Annotated in this window: 14 protein-coding genes; 6 read left to right on the top strand and 8 right to left on the bottom strand. The window is 58.8% G+C overall.

Going from position 1 to position 15,615, the window contains the following annotated elements:
* Nucleotides 1–93: 93 nt before the first annotated feature.
* The 8 genes from mnmE to rpmH form a co-directional block, all read right to left on the bottom strand.
* Entirely contained in the window at nucleotides 94–1,461 is a 1,368-nt protein-coding gene (gene mnmE / locus AAAU26_RS10700) for a tRNA uridine-5-carboxymethylaminomethyl(34) synthesis GTPase MnmE (protein WP_227619245.1), read from the bottom strand.
* 124 nt (nucleotides 1,462–1,585) lie between these two features.
* Nucleotides 1,586–2,638, bottom strand: coding sequence for a GGDEF domain-containing protein (locus AAAU26_RS10695; RefSeq protein ID WP_227619244.1), 1,053 nt, complete (start codon nucleotides 2,636–2,638; stop codon nucleotides 1,586–1,588).
* Nucleotides 2,639–2,901: 263 nt separating this feature from the next.
* Complete coding sequence (locus AAAU26_RS10690) at nucleotides 2,902–4,713, bottom strand: 5'-nucleotidase C-terminal domain-containing protein (RefSeq protein ID WP_227619243.1); 1,812 nt, start codon at nucleotides 4,711–4,713, stop codon at nucleotides 2,902–2,904.
* Nucleotides 4,714–5,010: 297 nt separating this feature from the next.
* On the bottom strand, nucleotides 5,011–6,162 hold the full coding sequence (gene jag, locus AAAU26_RS10685; protein WP_227619242.1) for an RNA-binding cell elongation regulator Jag/EloR: 1,152 nt from the start codon (nucleotides 6,160–6,162) through the stop codon (nucleotides 5,011–5,013).
* 5 nt (nucleotides 6,163–6,167) lie between these two features.
* A complete protein-coding gene (locus tag AAAU26_RS10680; protein ID WP_149794735.1) occupies nucleotides 6,168–7,253 on the bottom strand; it encodes a YidC/Oxa1 family membrane protein insertase in 1,086 nt (361 codons plus the stop codon).
* A gap of 247 nt (nucleotides 7,254–7,500) precedes the next feature.
* Nucleotides 7,501–7,791 carry a membrane protein insertion efficiency factor YidD gene (yidD, locus tag AAAU26_RS10675; RefSeq protein ID WP_227619240.1) on the bottom strand — a complete coding sequence of 97 codons (291 nt, stop codon included), beginning with the start codon at nucleotides 7,789–7,791 and terminating at the stop codon, nucleotides 7,501–7,503.
* The gene (gene rnpA / locus AAAU26_RS10670; protein WP_015565052.1) at nucleotides 7,788–8,183 is read right to left on the bottom strand and encodes a ribonuclease P protein component; all 396 of its coding nucleotides are present in this window, start codon (nucleotides 8,181–8,183) and stop codon (nucleotides 7,788–7,790) included. The genes yidD and rnpA overlap by 4 nt, the downstream gene beginning before the upstream one ends.
* A gap of 275 nt (nucleotides 8,184–8,458) precedes the next feature.
* On the bottom strand, nucleotides 8,459–8,593 hold the full coding sequence (rpmH, locus tag AAAU26_RS10665) for a 50S ribosomal protein L34 (protein WP_005924258.1): 135 nt from the start codon (nucleotides 8,591–8,593) through the stop codon (nucleotides 8,459–8,461).
* A 377-nt stretch (nucleotides 8,594–8,970) separates the two neighbouring features.
* On the opposite strand from rpmH, the gene dnaA reads away from it, so the two are divergent.
* The 6 genes from dnaA (at nucleotide 8,971) to gyrB (ending at nucleotide 15,604) form a co-directional block, all read left to right on the top strand.
* The gene (gene dnaA / locus AAAU26_RS10660; RefSeq protein ID WP_015565051.1) at nucleotides 8,971–10,293 is read left to right on the top strand and encodes a chromosomal replication initiator protein DnaA; all 1,323 of its coding nucleotides are present in this window, start codon (nucleotides 8,971–8,973) and stop codon (nucleotides 10,291–10,293) included.
* 398 nt (nucleotides 10,294–10,691) lie between these two features.
* A complete protein-coding gene (gene dnaN, locus AAAU26_RS10655; protein ID WP_149794736.1) occupies nucleotides 10,692–11,798 on the top strand; it encodes a DNA polymerase III subunit beta in 1,107 nt (368 codons plus the stop codon).
* A 13-nt stretch (nucleotides 11,799–11,811) separates the two neighbouring features.
* Nucleotides 11,812–12,027 carry an RNA-binding S4 domain-containing protein gene (locus tag AAAU26_RS10650; protein WP_015565050.1) on the top strand — a complete coding sequence of 72 codons (216 nt, stop codon included), beginning with the start codon at nucleotides 11,812–11,814 and terminating at the stop codon, nucleotides 12,025–12,027.
* Nucleotides 12,027–13,148, top strand: a complete 1,122-nt coding sequence (gene recF / locus AAAU26_RS10645) for a DNA replication/repair protein RecF (RefSeq protein WP_149794737.1) — start codon at nucleotides 12,027–12,029, stop codon at nucleotides 13,146–13,148. The genes AAAU26_RS10650 and recF overlap by 1 nt, the downstream gene beginning before the upstream one ends.
* 4 nt (nucleotides 13,149–13,152) lie before the next feature.
* Nucleotides 13,153–13,443 carry an extracellular matrix regulator RemB gene (remB, locus tag AAAU26_RS10640; protein ID WP_158395557.1) on the top strand — a complete coding sequence of 97 codons (291 nt, stop codon included), beginning with the start codon at nucleotides 13,153–13,155 and terminating at the stop codon, nucleotides 13,441–13,443.
* A 166-nt stretch (nucleotides 13,444–13,609) separates the two neighbouring features.
* Nucleotides 13,610–15,604: a DNA topoisomerase (ATP-hydrolyzing) subunit B gene (gene gyrB, locus AAAU26_RS10635; protein ID WP_158395559.1), complete on the top strand. Its 1,995-nt coding sequence runs from the start codon at nucleotides 13,610–13,612 to the stop codon at nucleotides 15,602–15,604.
* Nucleotides 15,605–15,615: the final 11 nt, after the last annotated feature.

The following is a 15,615-nucleotide window of genomic DNA, read 5'->3' as shown; positions in this document are numbered from 1 at the left end:
AGTTCGTGCCTCCCGCGCCTCGAAAGTAGCGGGCACTTTTCTGGTTCTCTTTTGGTGCGCAAAAGAGAACTTAACCCTGCGTAAAATTGATTTTTATTTCCCCACGCAGAATCTCTCAAACACCTCATTGATGACCGCCTCCGAGGCGTTCTCTCCTGTCAGCTCGCAAAGTGCATCCAGCGCGTCGTCCACGCAGACTGACACAGCGTCCAGCCCGAGCCCCTGCGCGGCGTCCAGCGCTCCGGCTACGGCATCCCGAGCGCGGGTGGCAGCGGAAAGCTGCCGCTGTCCCGAGAGGCTGGCGGCATGGGGGTCGATTTGGTTGGTCCCCAGCAGGCGGGCTACCGCCGCCGCGATGACCTTCCGCGCCCCCTCTTCCTGACAGCAGACCGGCAGCACCATCGCAAAATAGGGTGCGATGAGCTCTGCGTCAAACCGGGTGGGCTTGTCCTCTTTATTGACCAGCGCGATGGCCGGACGACCCGCGCAGCGCTGAGCCAGCTCCAGGTCCTCCCGGGTCGGGCGCTCCGAGCCGTCGAAGACGGCGAGGATAAGCCCCGCCTCGTCCAGCTTCTTCCAGCTGCGGCGGATACCTTCGGCTTCTATCTCGTCTTCCGTCTGACGCAGACCGGCGGTATCGAAGAGATTCAGCCGGACGTCGCCCAGCTGAACAGCCTGCTCTACCACGTCGCGAGTGGTTCCGGCCACCGGCGTGACAATGGCCCGGTCGAATCCGGCCAGCAGATTGAGCAGGGTGGATTTGCCCGCATTGGGCTTGCCCACGATGGCACAGTCCACGCCCTCGCGGAGGACAGCGCCCGCATCGTAGCTCTGGATGAGGGCGTCCAGCTCCTGCTCTACCCCGCCTAAGACCTCGCACAAGTGGCTCTGGCTCAGTTCCGGGACATCTTCCTCAGGGAAATCCACCCAGGCGGCCAGATGGGCCTGCAAAGCCGTCAGAGCATCTTTCTGGGCCGCTATCTTCCGGGCCAGCGCACCGTTCAGGGAGGCATTTGCCAGCGCGGCCCCCTGTCGGCCATCGGCGGAGATGATGTCCATGACAGCTTCGGCCTGGGTCAGACTGAGCTTGCCGTTCAGGAAAGCGCGGCGGGTGTACTCGCCGGGAGCGGCAGGCGATGCGCCCGCCGCAATGCAGGCTTCCACCAGCCGCCGGGCGACTGCACTGCCGCCGTGGCAGGAAAGCTCCACCACATCCTCGCCGGTGTAGCTGTGGGGCGCGTGGAAAAACAGCGCCACGCCCTCATCGAAAGCCTCTTCCCCCTCCACGAACGCACCGAACATGGCCGTATAGCCTTTGGCGTCCGCGACTTTTTTGGCTGGGTTGGCCGGACGGAACACCTTCGCTGCCACTTCATAGCTTTCCGGGCCGGACAGCCGCACGATGGCGATGCCGCCCGCACCCGGAGCGGTAGCAATGGCCGCAATGGTCGAATGCTGCATCTTCTCCCCTCCTTATGCGCAGATGAATACAGTATATTCTACCACGAACCGCCAAAAAAAGAAATATGCTGCGCAAAAAAGCGGCACACCGCCGGGGAGTCCGGCAGCGTACCGCTTTTGCATTTTATTCTCGGGTCTTCCCGGCAAGGCGATAGTGCTCTTCCTTTGCCAGATACATCCGTGTTTCGGCCGATTTGACGAGGACTTCCATGTCGATGCCGCCCGCGCTGTGAGTCGCTGTACCCACGGCCACCGAGTAACCGGCCTCGTCCACCTCCTGCACCAGCTTGTGGATGAGCGCGCGCATCTCTTCGGCGCTCTTGTCCATCGCAAAGGCCACGAACTCATCGCCGCCCACACGGTAGCTGTACTCTTCGCCGAAGATGTCCCGCACCTTGGCTGCCACGGTCTTGAGCATCTCGTCGCCTGCCGCGTGGCCCCGGGTGTTGTTCAGCTCATGCAGGCCGTTCACGTCCAGATAAACACAGCTCAGCGTGCTGCTGCAGTGCATCGGGTAGTCGTGCATCTGGCTCTCGTAGGCGTTGCGGTTTTTCAGGCCGACGTTCAAGTCCGTCTCCGCGATGCCCAGCAGCTTGTGCCGGATGGAAAAATTTTCGTGCATCGAAAGCATGATGAAGGTGGATATGATGCAGGACACCGCACCAAACACCATGCCGTCCAGAATATCAACTGGGAGCGTCTCTTTACTCTTGAACAAAAAGCAGGTCAGGATGAAAATACCATCGAAAAAGACGACATTCAAGATATGCTGGATGGGCCGCATGACGAAGAGCAGCGGCACTGCCAGCAAAAACGCAATAAAGCTTACCGTAGGAGTATCGGGAGAAGGATGGATGCCCAGATAGATACCCAGCACATAGAGCAAAGCCTCAAAGGCGTACATCAGCCAGGTCAGCAGCAGGCCGTTTTTTCCCGGGAATGTCCGGTTGACCGCCTGCAGGCCCATGCACACGGCCAGCGCTATCATATAGGCCGGCATATTGGGCCGCAAAAATTCCAGAGCCCCAGACAGTATCCATAAAACTGTAAGAAACGCACAGGCTATCCCCAGGTAGGCCGTCACACGTTGGCGGTTGGAGCGCTGTATATCCGGCAGACAGGCTTTGTACTCCTCCCGTGACATCTCCGCATACAGCAGCTTTCGCAATGCTTCCATAGCCATCCTCTTTTCAAACCGCATTCGTCCCCGCACTGCACGAGGGCGCACTTTCCCCTTTATTCTGCGGGTTTTTCTTATTTTATCATGAAGCTCCCAAAAAGAAAACATCCAGCGCATCCCAGCGTTTATTTTCTATGATATGCTAAAAAGCGGTAATTAAATTTAGCTATATTACCCATTGATCCTTCACTTTATTGTGCAGCAAAAAAGGGTGTGCAGCCCCTGAAAGACTGCACACCCCGTTGCGTATGAAAGAAAAATCAGAATGCGGCAATATCGGCCGTGGTGATGGCCTTGCCGGGCAGGGTGCGGCTGTCGGCATTCTCCGACAGGGCCAGCTTGCCCTCGCGCAGCAGCTTGACGGCCTTCTCGTGATCAGCAGCGTTCCAGTTGTCGCCCACGAGCTTCCAGTTGTTGTCCACGTGCGGCTCGATGGTGCCGCCCTTGACGGTGCGGATGTACTCGCCCAGCAGTTCGCGGATGCCGCCCACATCGCCGCGCACGTCGATCTCCAGCAGCTTGGGCAGCTCGTCACCCTCCTTGAAGATGTCAGCATAAGTCAGCAGCTGGGTGGTGGCACGGTAGTTGTTGACGGCCACCACGAAGCTGTCATCGTCCTCCACCGGACGGCCATCCATCCAGGTCAGGTTCTGGATGCGGTTGCCGGGCTGCTTGGAGATGTCGAGGTCATACTTGACGCCTGCAAAGGCATCGTACAGGTAGTAGCGGACGGAAGAGTCGAATGCGATGGTCACATCGCCCGGCTCCCAGGTCTTGAAGAAGGCAGCAGACCACTCCATGAACTGACGCAGCTGCCAGCCGTTCATCTGCAGCTTGTACAGGGTGTTCTGGTAGGTGTAGATGCTTGCCATGTCGCACTTGCGGATGGTACCCTCGCGCATCTGGGAAGTCATGGAGGTCAGAGCCGTTGCGGCCACCTGAGCGTCGGTGTAGTACATCTGTACCTCGTTGATGAAGTCCAGCAGAGCGGTATCCTGCACCATGGCCTGCGGCAGGCAGTCGATCTCGTTTTCGGGGGCCAGATCACCGCCGACCAGCTGGCCGATGGGGGTCACGGCGTCGTCCTTAGCGCGCTGGTCGTACTCTGCCAGCAGAGCGGTCAGCTCGGGGTCGGGAGCGTAGTCCTTGATGGTCAGGTTCTCAGAGGTACGGTCCTTCACCTTCCACTTGCCGTTCAGGCCGCGCTCCAGATAGACGTGGATGTCGGAGACAGTGGCGCCTGCATTCTTGTTCTCGACCACCAGCACGCCGTTGATCATCTTGTTGGGGATGCTCTTGTGGCCGTGAGCGGCGACGATGACATCGAACTCAGGGCAGGCATTTGCCAGGTCGGTGACGCCGGAGCCATAGACGCCATACTCATTGTCAACATCCATATGCATAACGCCGATGATGACATCCACATCGTTCTTGATCTTATCAATGATCTTGCGGCTCTCGTCCACCGGGTTGGTAACAGTCCAGCCCTCGAGGTTCTTGGCGTCCCAGCGGGTGATGTTGGGAGTGACCATACCGATGACGCCGATCTTGACGCCGCCCTTGTTGATGATGGTGTAGCCGTCAGCCAGAGGCTTGCCTTCGGGGCTGTAGACGTTGCCTGTCAGCACCTTGGCCTTCTGCTGGGAGAGCACCTTTTCCAGCGTGGCCATGCCATAGTTGTACTCATGGTTGCCGGTGACGTAGACATCGTAGCCGATGGCGTTCTGAGCAGCGATCATGGGGTGGACATCGTCGTTCAGGAACAGCTCAGCGGAGTTTGCCTGAATGGTGTCGCCTGCATCCACGACCAGCGTGGTCTTGGTGCGGTTCTCCTTGATGGCAGTTGCCTGCTGGGCCACGCTGCCGGAGGCGTCGGCCTTGTTGGCGGCGTAATCCCAGGGGTCAAACTTACCGTGGGTATCGCTGGTGGCAAGGATCTGCAGGTCCATGCTCCACAGGTCTTTGATGCCGGCAGCGGAAGCAGCCGGGACCAGACCGCCCATTGCGGCGGTGGTAGCCGATGCACCGGCCACGCGCAGGAAATTACGGCGGGAAATCTTATTCTGTTCCATAATAATTCCTCTCTTTTTTGCTTGGTATACACTCCGAAGCATTTGTAGCTCTAGTATAAGGCTTGCCGACATTGTTTTACAATGTGCAAGTAGGAGAAAAATTTCTTCCGGAATTGGGCATATTCTCCAATTTTCCGATAAGAACGACTTTTCTTCCTAAATTATTTTTTCAGATTCGCTTTTCATCGTAAACCATCTTCATGCAAAAGATGTGTAAATTTATAGTGTTCCTCGCACAAAAAAGACCCTCCCCTGCACGGCTTCCGCCATGCGGGAGAGGGTCTTATCATTCAGCTTTTACAGCTCGATCTTGCCGAAGCTCAGATCCGCGAAGTCATCCACACGCTCGGTGCGCTTGGGTGCCACAGGAGCAGCATTCTCGGCATCGCGCGGGGTGTAGGTGCGCTCAGGCACATTGGAGCGGTAGCCGCCACGGCCGCCGCCATTGCGCGGGCCACGGCCATTCCGGTCACCACGGCGCTCGCCGCCGCGATGATAGCCGCCGCTGCGGCCATTGCCGTTGCGGTCATGACCGCCGCGGGGTCCGCGGGGACGTGCATTTGCGCTCTCAGCCACAGCGTTGGGGTCGGTGGAGTAGATGACCACACGGCGGTCACGGCCCTCGCCCTTGCTCTCGCTGCGGACGCCCTCCATCTTGCCGATGGCAGAGTGGATGATGCGGCGCTCGTAGGGGTTCATGGGCTCCATGGCAAAGCTGCGGCCAGTGCGGCGCACCTTGGCACCGATGCGCTGCGCCAGTGCGGTCAGGTCGCTCTCGCGCTTGTCGCGGTAGCCGGCCACGTCGAGGCCCAGCTTGATGTAGTCGCCCTCGAGGCGGTTTGCCACGAGGCTTGCCAGATAGGACAGGCTCTCCATCGTCTCGCCGCGGCGGCCGATGAGGGCGCCCATCTTCTCGCCGTCCAGACGGATGATGGTAGCCTCACCCTTCTGCACAGCGCTGAACTTGACGTCCTGTACGCCCATCTTCTCGATGACATCCTTCAGGTAGTCCACAGCGGCCTTGACCTTGGCGTTCTCCTCGATGTTGATGGGGACTTCCACCTCTTCGCCCTCTGCGGCGGGAGCAGCCTGCTCTTCGGCAGGGGCAGCTTCCTCAGCGGGAGCAGCAGGCTCTTCCACAGCAGCGGGAGCTTCAGGGGCAGTCTCTTCGACGACAGGCTCAGCCGCCACAGGAGCAGCCTTCTCCTCCACAACGGGAGTGGACTCCTCAACGGGGGCAGCAGGAGCTGCCACAGGCTCGTCCGGCAGCTCGACGCTGACGCGGACCTTGGCGGGAGTGAGCTTCAGGCCCAGAAAACCGGTCTTCTGGGGCATTTCCAGCACTTCGTAGCTAACGTTGATGTCGTCCTTTTCCACGCCCAGCAGAGCGCAGGCGTTGGTGCGTGCTTCATCGACCGTCTTGCCGGTCGCTTCCTGCGTACGGATCATAACCGTCAATCCTCCTTTTTGTTCTGCAGCTCGCTCAGCGGGACAGTGCGCTCGTCCTTGTAGCGCTCAGCATCCTGCTGGCGGGCATACTCGAGGCGGCGCTTGTTCATCTCGCTGGCGGAGATGTTCTTTTCCACGACCTCACCGGTCTTCTCGTCCTGAACCTTGATGGTGGTGCTCTTCACGCCGCGCTTCTCTTCCTTCTTGCGGGAAGCGATCTCGGCCTTGACCTGCTCCTTCATCTTCTCGGGGTCATAGATCTTGCGCATGACCTGGGTCTGGACGGTCATCACGATGTTGGAAATGACGTAGTACAGAGAGAATGCGCAGGGAACGGTAAAGCAGAAGAAGACGTACATCAAAGGCATCATATACATGGTCAGCTTCATGCTGCCCTGCATCTCCTGGCCGGAGGCCTTCATGCTGATGTGGGTGGAGATGAACATGGTGACGACAGCCAGGATGGGGAAGATCAGCAGGGGCAGGTTGTCTGCTGCCAGGCTGTACTGCGGCACACGGGTCAGGTCGATGCCGAAGAAGTCCATGTGCTGGCCGAACTCAGTGATGGTGTTCAGCTGGTCTGCGGTGAACACAGAGGTGACGGTGGACTCACCGGCCAGCACCTGTGCGATGATATTGGTGTCGCGGGTCACCTGAGTGAAGCTGATGCCCAGAGCGGTCATGGCATCGCCTGCGGCGGTGATGGCGTCGGCGCCGATGTGGAAGATGCGCTGCAACGGGCGGTACACGACCTCGATGACGCCGAACATGACGAGGAAGTTGACCAGCATGGGCATACAGCCGGCGGTGGGCTTATAGCCGTACTCCTGCTGGAGCTTGAGCAGCTCTTCCTGCTGCTTTTCGGGCTTGTCCTTGTACTTTTTCTGGATGTCGGCGATCATCGGCTGGAAAGCGGACATCTTGGCCATGCTCTTCTGCTGGTTGAGCTGCAGAGGGATGCTGAGCAGGCGGATGACGATGGTGAAGATGATGATGTCCCAGCCGTAGTTCGGGATGAGGTTGTAGATCCACTCCATCACATAGCCGAGAGGTACACCGAGGATGTACAAAATATTCATGTCTCTGTCCATTCTGCCCCGCCTGTGGTGCGGGACGGTTATTTTTATCGTAGGACACGCCGCCCACAGTTCAGCACGTCACAAGAAGCAATTATAATAGCTTTTCCTCTCAGCCTCCCCTCGCTAGGGGAGGTGGCACGGCGAAGCCGTGACGGAGAGGTTTTCCTCCCCTCTGCCGCCCTTTTTCAAAGGGCATTGACGGAGAGGTCTTCCCCGCTTCAGCGCTCTTCCAAAGAGCATCGACGAAGAGATTTTCCACTTATTTTTCGTGTCTGGTGGAAAACAGAGCCGAGGCCGAGAGATGCCGGGCCGGATTTTTCCAGCGGCCCTTTTCCGGTACGGGGTCGTAGCCCCAGCGGCCCAGCGGATTGCACCGGGCGATGCGCCACGCCGTCAGCAGCAGCCCTTTGACGCAGCCGTGGGTGCGGATGGCCTCGATGCCGTACTGGCTGCAGGAGGGCGAAAAGCGGCAGTTCCGCCCCAGCCCCGGGCTGATGAACTTCTGGTAGAGCCGGATGAGCCCGCAGAGGGCTTTCTGAAAGATGCTCACGCCTCGGGCTTCCGGACCGGCGGCAGGGTGGCTGGGGGCTTTGCGCCCGGCTGCTTTGCCTTATCCGGCAGGCCGGCCTGGGCAAAGAGCTTTGCCACGATGGCGCTGAGCTGCCAGCTCTTGAGCCGGGGGGTCATGCCCCGGGCCACGAAAACGAGGTCGTAGCCGCCGATGTTGTAGTCGAGATGCTCGTCGATGGCGGCCTTCATAACGCGGCGGGCGCGGTTGCGCTGCACGGCGTGGCCGATCTTTTTGGTGGCCGTCAGGCCCACCCGGGTGCGCTTGCTCCGCGTTTTGAGCACGTAGAGCACCAGCGCCTGGTTGACATAGGACTTGCCGCGGGCATACACACGGCCAAACTCGCCGTTGCGGCGGATGGGACGATAGCGCATCCTGTGCGCCTCCCTTCAGGTGATGTGGGAGCACCGCCCGGAAAAAAGCAATGCTCAGTGTTCAGTATAGCAAAAAAACGCCGACATGAAAAGCTCATCCGGGCGTTTTCTCTGCCAAATCTTTGACAGTTTTTTTAGGCAATGCGACTATTCACCGCAGCTTTCCGGCCTTTTTTCCCGAATGCCGGGTAAAAAAATAAGACCGCCAATCCAATATCAGCGGCCTTTTTGCGCATATTCCATTCTGCGCCGGACCTGATGCATACTGCTCAGGATCAGACGGTCAGGCTCTTGCGGCCCTTAGCACGGCGTGCGTTGATGACCTTGCGGCCGTTCTTGGTGCTCATGCGGGTCAGGAAGCCATGAACTTCCTTGCGCTGACGCTTCTTGGGCTGAAAAGTTCTCTTCATGGTGTATTTCCTCCGTAAAAACTCGTCCCCGGTATGGGGTCTATTCTGGTCCCAAAATGGGGACAGGCTTGCAATTCAACAGTATATCGCACACTATGGCCTTCTGTCAAGCATTTTTTTCGCTTTCCTTCAAACTTTTTTGAAAAACCTCTGTGGAGAAACTTTCAACTTTTTCACCCATTTCCCGTGGAAAACTTTTTATCCACAATATCTTGTGGCTTTTCTCCGCCTTGGACACAAGGCCGTTTCCCAGACGCAGGTATGTCTTTTTTATGTATTATAAATTACCTTATATAATATAGACGCAGGGGGATTTTTGTGGTATACTAACCTGGTATCAGCAGCATTGTTGAAAACTTCAATGGAGTGGATGTACTATGGATTCTTTCAAGGACGTTTTAGAGGCTGCCCAGAGCTACTGCAAGGCGCAGATGGCGGAGCCGACGTATAATCTCTATATCGACGGGTTGGAGCCTATCAGCTTTGAGGACTCCAGCCATATCACCCTCTCGGTGCGCAACGACTTCATCTGCAAGATCGTGACGGACCGTTATCTCGGCCTGCTCAAAGAGGCCTTCAAAACAGTGCTGGGCTTTGACGTGGACATCACCCTCGTCGTCCCCAGCACACCGCCCCACGAAGTGGTGCTGGCCCAGCAGTACGAGGCGAACCCCGCCTCCCCGCAGGGCAACTATGAATTCACCTTCGAGAACTTCATCAAAGGCCCATCCAACCAGTTTGCGTTTGCTGCGGCGCAGGCTGTTGCGGCCAACCCTTCCGGTGCTTACAACCCGTTGTTCATCTACGGCGGCTCGGGCCTCGGCAAGACCCATCTGCTGACGGCCATCCAGACCGAGATCAAGCGCACCCACCCCGACTTCGTCATCATGTATGTCACCTGTGAGCAGTTCACCAACGAGCTGATCGCGGCCATCCGCGCCGGCAGCACCGAGGACTTCCGGATGAAGTACCGCGTGGCCGACCTGCTGCTGGTGGACGACATCCAGTTCATCGCGGGCAAGGAGTCCACCCAGGAAGAATTCTTCCATACCTTCAACTCCCTCCACGATGCCCACAAGCAGATCGTCATCGCGTCCGACCGCCCGGCCAAGGAGATCAAGAGCCTGGAAGAGCGTCTGCGCACCCGCTTCGAATGGGGCCTGACCGCCGACGTCCAGCCGCCGGATTTCGAGACCCGCGTGGCCATCGTCAAGCGCAAGGCAGAGCTTCTCCACCTCGACCTGCCCGAGGACGTGGCCGAGTTCATCGCCAACCATCTGAAAAATAACATCCGCCAGCTGGAAGGCGCGGTCAAAAAGCTCAACGCCTACTATATGCTCGAGGGCATCCAGCCGGTCATCAGCGTGGCACAGAATGCCATCAAGGACATCCTCAACGAGACCCAGCCCGTGCCTGTCACCATCGAGAAGATCGTGGGCGAGGTATCCCGCACCTTCAACGTCTCCCCTGCCGACATCCGCGGCACCAAGCGGAACGCCAATGTGGCCTCCGCCCGCCGCGTGGCTATCTATATCCTGCGCGAGGTCACCGGCATGAGCATGGAGGAGATCGGCCGGGAGTTCTCGGGCCGTGACCATTCCACCATCGTCTACTCCCTCAAGACCATGGAGCGGGACATGAAGAATGACCAGCACCTGCGGGAGACGGTGAGCGACATCATCAAGAATGTGAAGGCTTAACACACCAGAGCAGGCTTAAAAGTCATACTCATTCAGGGGTCAAACCCCAAAATATGGGGAGAAAGAGGAACAAAAAGGGGAAAATAGACCTAGATATTGTGGTGAAAGGCCGAAACTTTCCACTCTTTCCACATGGTTTTCAACATTCAACTTTCGTTTTTCACAGCGGATGTGGAAAGAACCACCGCTCTCCCCGATTCAACATTCCATTCACAGTTCCTCAACATCTCCGTGGAAAACCAAATCCCCGCATCCCGGCAAGGGTTTGCAGAGTTTTCCACATCTTCCCCACCCCCTACTACGATTACTACAACAAGTTCAATAAAGAAAACAGGTTTTTGCATCGGATCCCATGAGGAACGACAGCAAAACAGACGCAAAAAAGGAGAGAAGAAGATTTGAACATCATCTGCGACAAAACTCTTCTGAGTGCAGCCATTGACGGCGTATCCAAAGCAGTCACTCTGCGCTCTACCATCCCGGTACTGGAGGGCATTTTACTAAAGGCAGAAGGCTTCCAGCTGACCCTTACCGGCTACGACCTCGAAATGGGCATCGTGACCACCATCGAAGCCAATGTCAAAGAACCCGGTGAGATCGTGCTGAATGCCAAGCTCCTCAGCAGCATGATCAGCCGGATGCCGGCAGGCCAGATCACGATTCAGTCTGCCGATAATGGCAAAACCACCATCCAGAGCGGCGTGGCGCAGTTCGAGATCCAGTCCATGTCGGCCACCGATTTCCCCGAGCTGCCCAACACCGGCGCCGAGGAGACCCTGACCATCAAGACCGGCGTGCTCCGCGATATGATCGACCGCACCCTCTACGCTGTCAGCCAGGATGAAAAAAAACCTGCGCATACCGGTGAACTTTTTGAGATAGAGCCGGATAAAATGACCATCGTTGCCCTGGACGGCTACCGTCTGGCCATCGTGGAGCGGCCCGTCACTGCAGTCAAGGACATCCGCATCATCGTCCCCAGCAAGACCATGACCGAAGTGTCTCATCTGCTGCCCAACGACGACGAAGAGCCGGTCCACATCTGTGCCAACCGCCGCTACGTCGTGTTCATGACCGCTGGCTACACCATCATGAGCCGCCTCATTGAGGGCGAGTTCCTCAACTATCACAATGTCATTCCGGCAGGCAGCCGCACCCGGGTGACCATCGACACCAAGGAGTTCATCGAGACCATCGAGCGCGCTTCTCTGATTATTACAGAGCGTTTAAAAAATCCCCTCCGCATCACTTTTACAGAGGGTAAAGTCGTCGTCCGCTGCCAGACCAATCTGGGCCGCGTCGTCGATGAGTTCAACGCCGAGTGCGAGGGCGACGAGGTGGAGATCGGTTTCAACAACCGCTACCTGTTGGACGCGCTGCGCAATGCCCGCACCGAGAAAGTGCGGATGGAGATCAGCGGCCCGCTGAGCCCGGTGAAAGTGCTGCCGGTGGAGGGCAATGACTTCCTGTATCTGGTTCTGCCCGTCCGCTTCAAAAACGACTGAGAGGCGTAATAAAATGCAAAAGATCCTCATCCATACCGAATTTATCAAGCTGGACGCCCTGCTGAAATATGCGGGCCTGTGCGAGACCGGCGGCGAAGCCAAGGAGCTCGTTCAGGGCGGGGCCGTGAAGGTCAACGGCGAAGTCTGCACCATGCGCGGCAAGAAGTGCCGCCCGGGCGATACCGTGGAGCTGGACGGCCAGACCATCGAGATCGGGATGGGCGGCTGATGCGGCTGCTCTCTCTCGAAGTCGAAAATTACCGGAACATCGCCTCGGCCAGCCTGACGCCGGGCCGGGAGCTGACTGTCATCTGCGGCAACAACGGCCAGGGCAAGACGAACCTCCTGGAAGCCATCTGGCTGCTTACCGGCGGCAAGAGCTTCCGGGGCGGCAAGGACGCAGAGCTGGTGCGCCGGGGCGAACCCTTCGCCGTACTCAAAGCGTCCACCCTCCGCGCACAGCAGGAAGAGCAGGAAAAGGAAGAGCCTAACCGCGTCCGCCTGACGGTGGGCGCGCCGGACTCTCCCCGCCCGGGCCGGACAGTCTCGGTGAACGGGGGCGCAGTCAAGCGGGCGGCCAGCCTTGCGGGCAGCTTTCCGGCGGTGGTTTTCGACCCCGGACACCTGAGTCTCGTGAAGGGCGCGCCGGAAGGGCGGCGGAAATTTCTGGACGCTGCCCTCTGCCAGCTCTACCCCGGCTACCTGACCCTCTACCGCCGCTATGTCCGGGCTTTGCAGCAGAAAAACGCGCTGCTTCGGCGCTCTTCCAATGGCATTGAGCGGCCTTATGCTGAAAAGCGGGCCTTATTAGAAGTGCTGAATGTGGAGCTTGCCCAGCAGGGCGAGGCCATCCAGCAGCGGCGCAGAGCCTATCTCGCCGCTCTCTCCCCGCTGGCCTGTGCCAACTATGAGGAGCTTTCCCGCGGGGCGGAAACACTGAGTCTGCGGTATGCGGCCCAGTTCGAGCCGGGCGGTCTGGCCCAGCTTCTGCGGCAGAAAATGCCCGAAGAGCTGCGGGCCGGGCAGAGCCTCTGCGGCCCTCACCGGGAAGATTTAGACCTTCTTCTGGATGGTCAGCCTGCAAAAGTGTATGCGAGTCAGGGACAGCAGCGGAGCGTCGTGCTCAGCCTTAAAATGGCCGAAGCCGCCGCAGCTGCCTCCATCACGGGCGAACACCCGGTGATGCTGCTGGACGACGTACTCAGCGAGCTGGACGATGGCCGCAAGCAGTATCTGCTCACCCGGATGCGGGAAAAGCAGACCTTCGTGACCAGCTGCGACGACACCGCTTTCCTCAAAACAGACGGCGAGGTCTACCGGATGAACGGCGGCGTGCTGACGAAAGTGTGATGCAATGTATGTACACCTTGGCCGCGATTATGTCCTGAACGACCGGGACATCATCGGCATCTTCAATCTGGAAACGACGACTATCTCACCCCGGGGGCGGGAGTTTCTGAACTACGCCCAGAAAAACGGGGCGGTGGTGAGTCTGTCCGATGAGCTGCCCCAGAGCTATGTGCTGGCAGATTCGCCGGTGGATACGATCTATCTCTCGGAGCTGTCGCCGGCTGCGCTCAAACGGCGCACGGAGACAACAGTCGCTGATCTGGACAGCAGGGTGCTACAGCTTCCGAAATATTGAGCTTTGCTCGTCCGGCGTGGGCCTGCCCGGTACGCCAGCGGCTCCCCTATCAGGGGAGCTGGCAAAGCCGACAGGCTTTGACTGAGAGGTTCAATTACCAACCAGCGATTGATCGCTTTTACAAATAGTAACGAAAAAACGAAACAAAACAAAAGGGAGAAAGGAAATGGCAGAGGAAATCATTACCAGTACCAACGCAGAAACTGCGACGGACCATGAATACAACGCCAGCGAGATCCAGGTCCTGAAAGGCCTGGAGGCAGTGCGCAAGCGCCCCGGTATGTATATCGGCTCCACCGGCGAGCGCGGCCTGCACCATCTGGTGTACGAGATCGTGGACAACGCCATCGACGAGGCTCTGGCCGGTTACTGCGACCACATCGAGGTCAAGATCCTGAAGGGCGACATCATTCAGGTCACGGACAATGGCCGCGGCATCCCCGTGGACATTCAGGCTGATACCGGTCTGCCTGCCGTCACCGTCGTCTATACCATCCTCCACGCCGGCGGCAAGTTCGGCGGCGAGAACTCCGGCTACAAGGTGGCCGGCGGCCTGCACGGCGTCGGCGCGTCCGTCGTCAACGCCTGCTCGGAGTGGCTGACCGTCAACGTCCGCCGCGACGGCCGCGAGTACGAGCAGACCTTCCGCCGCGGCGACCCGGACGGCCCGCTGAAGTGCATCGGCACCGTGGACCCCAGTGTCACCGGCACCCGCGTCACCTTCAAGCCCGACCCGGAGATGTTCAAGGACACAACCGTCTACAACTTCGAAACGCTGGAAAAGCGCCTGCGGGAAGAGAGCTTCCTGAACGCCGGTGTCAAGATCACCTTGACCGACGAGCGCGAACTCTACACCCCCGTCCTCGAGGACGGCAAGGAGGGCGAGCCCACCTACCGTACCGAGGTCATGTGCTACGAGGGCGGCATCAAGAGCTTCGTCACCTATCTGGGCGAGAAGCGCGACCTCGAGGTGCTCCACCCCAACGTCATCTATCTCAAGGGTCAGACCGACCGGGGCATGGCAGAAATCGCCTTGCAGTATAATTCCAGCTACAATGAGCTGCTGCTGAGCTTCGCCAACAACGTCAACACCCCCGACGGCGGCACCCACGAAGAGGGCTTCCGCAGCAGCCTCACCCGCGTATTCAACGATTATGGCCGCAGCCACGGTCTGCTGAAGGACAAGGACGAGAACCTTTCCGGCGCTGACGTCCGTGAGGGCCTCATCTGCGTGATCTCTGTCAAGCTGCAGGAGGCCGAGTTCGAGGGCCAGACCAAGGCAAAGCTGGGCAATACGGAAATTCGAACCCTCGTCTCCAACATGGTCTACTCCAAGCTGATGGAGTTCTTCGAGGAGAACCCCGGCGTGGCCAAGGCTATCTTCGAAAAGGCCACCCAGGCCGCCCGCGCCCGCGCTGCCGCCAAGAAGGCCCGTGAGCTGGTGCGCCGCAAGAGCGCCCTCGAGACCAGCCGGATGCCCGGCAAGCTGGCAGACTGCCGCGAAAAAGACCCCACCCGCACTGAGATCTTCATCGTCGAGGGTGATTCTGCAGGCGGCTCGGCCAAGATGGGCCGTGACTCGGCCATTCAGGCCATCCTCCCCCTGTGGGGCAAGATGCTCAACGTCGAAAAGGCCCGCGCCGACCGTATCTACGGCAACGACAAGCTGATGCCTGTCGTGCTGGCACTGGGCTGCGGCATCGGCGACGAGTTCGATATTTCCAAGCTGCGGTATGACAAAGTGTTTATCATGGCCGATGCCGATGTCGATGGTTCTCACATCTGCACCCTGATGCTCACCTTCTTCTTCCGCTATATGCGCCCCCTCATCGAGCAGGGCCATGTCTATGTGGCACAGCCCCCGCTGTTCAAGGTGCAGAAGGGCAGCACCATCAAATACGCTTACAACGACGCCGAAATGGCCCTGCTCTCGCAGGAGATGCCCGGCGCGAAGATAAACCGCTATAAGGGCCTTGGCGAGATGAATCCGGAGCAGCTCTGGGAGACCACCATGAACCCCGAGAACCGCGTCATCGTCCGCATCACCATCGAGGATGCCGAGAAGGCCGATGAGGCGTTCACCATCCTGATGGGCGATCAGGTGGAGCCCCGCCGCCGCTTTATCGAGACCAACGCCCAGTACGCAAAGCTCGACGTGTAATTGGAGGAAAC

Origin of the sequence: Faecalibacterium longum (assembly GCF_040094125.1) — a bacterium.
In the GTDB taxonomy this organism is placed as follows: domain Bacteria; phylum Bacillota; class Clostridia; order Oscillospirales; family Ruminococcaceae; genus Faecalibacterium; species Faecalibacterium longum.
This window is presented reverse-complemented; position numbering and strand designations above follow the sequence as displayed.

Bases quoted from the DNA above. Each gene is read 5' to 3' on its own strand.
- AAAU26_RS10650 (WP_015565050.1), top strand. From the start codon at position 11,812: ATGCAAAAGATCCTCATCCATACCGAATTTATCAAGCTGGACGCCCTG.
- rpmH (WP_005924258.1), bottom strand. From the start codon at position 8,593: ATGAAGAGAACTTTTCAGCCCAAGAAGCGTCAGCGCAAGGAAGTTCAT.
- gyrB (WP_158395559.1), top strand. From the start codon at position 13,610: ATGGCAGAGGAAATCATTACCAGTACCAACGCAGAAACTGCGACGGAC.
- rnpA (WP_015565052.1), bottom strand. From the start codon at position 8,183: ATGCGCTATCGTCCCATCCGCCGCAACGGCGAGTTTGGCCGTGTGTAT.
- AAAU26_RS10680 (WP_149794735.1), bottom strand. From the start codon at position 7,253: ATGGACAGAGACATGAATATTTTGTACATCCTCGGTGTACCTCTCGGC.
- AAAU26_RS10690 (WP_227619243.1), bottom strand. From the start codon at position 4,713: ATGGAACAGAATAAGATTTCCCGCCGTAATTTCCTGCGCGTGGCCGGT.
- mnmE (WP_227619245.1), bottom strand. From the start codon at position 1,461: ATGCAGCATTCGACCATTGCGGCCATTGCTACCGCTCCGGGTGCGGGC.
- recF (WP_149794737.1), top strand. From the start codon at position 12,027: ATGCGGCTGCTCTCTCTCGAAGTCGAAAATTACCGGAACATCGCCTCG.
- jag (WP_227619242.1), bottom strand. From the start codon at position 6,162: ATGATCCGTACGCAGGAAGCGACCGGCAAGACGGTCGATGAAGCACGC.
- remB (WP_158395557.1), top strand. From the start codon at position 13,153: ATGTATGTACACCTTGGCCGCGATTATGTCCTGAACGACCGGGACATC.
- AAAU26_RS10695 (WP_227619244.1), bottom strand. From the start codon at position 2,638: ATGGAAGCATTGCGAAAGCTGCTGTATGCGGAGATGTCACGGGAGGAG.
- dnaA (WP_015565051.1), top strand. From the start codon at position 8,971: ATGGATTCTTTCAAGGACGTTTTAGAGGCTGCCCAGAGCTACTGCAAG.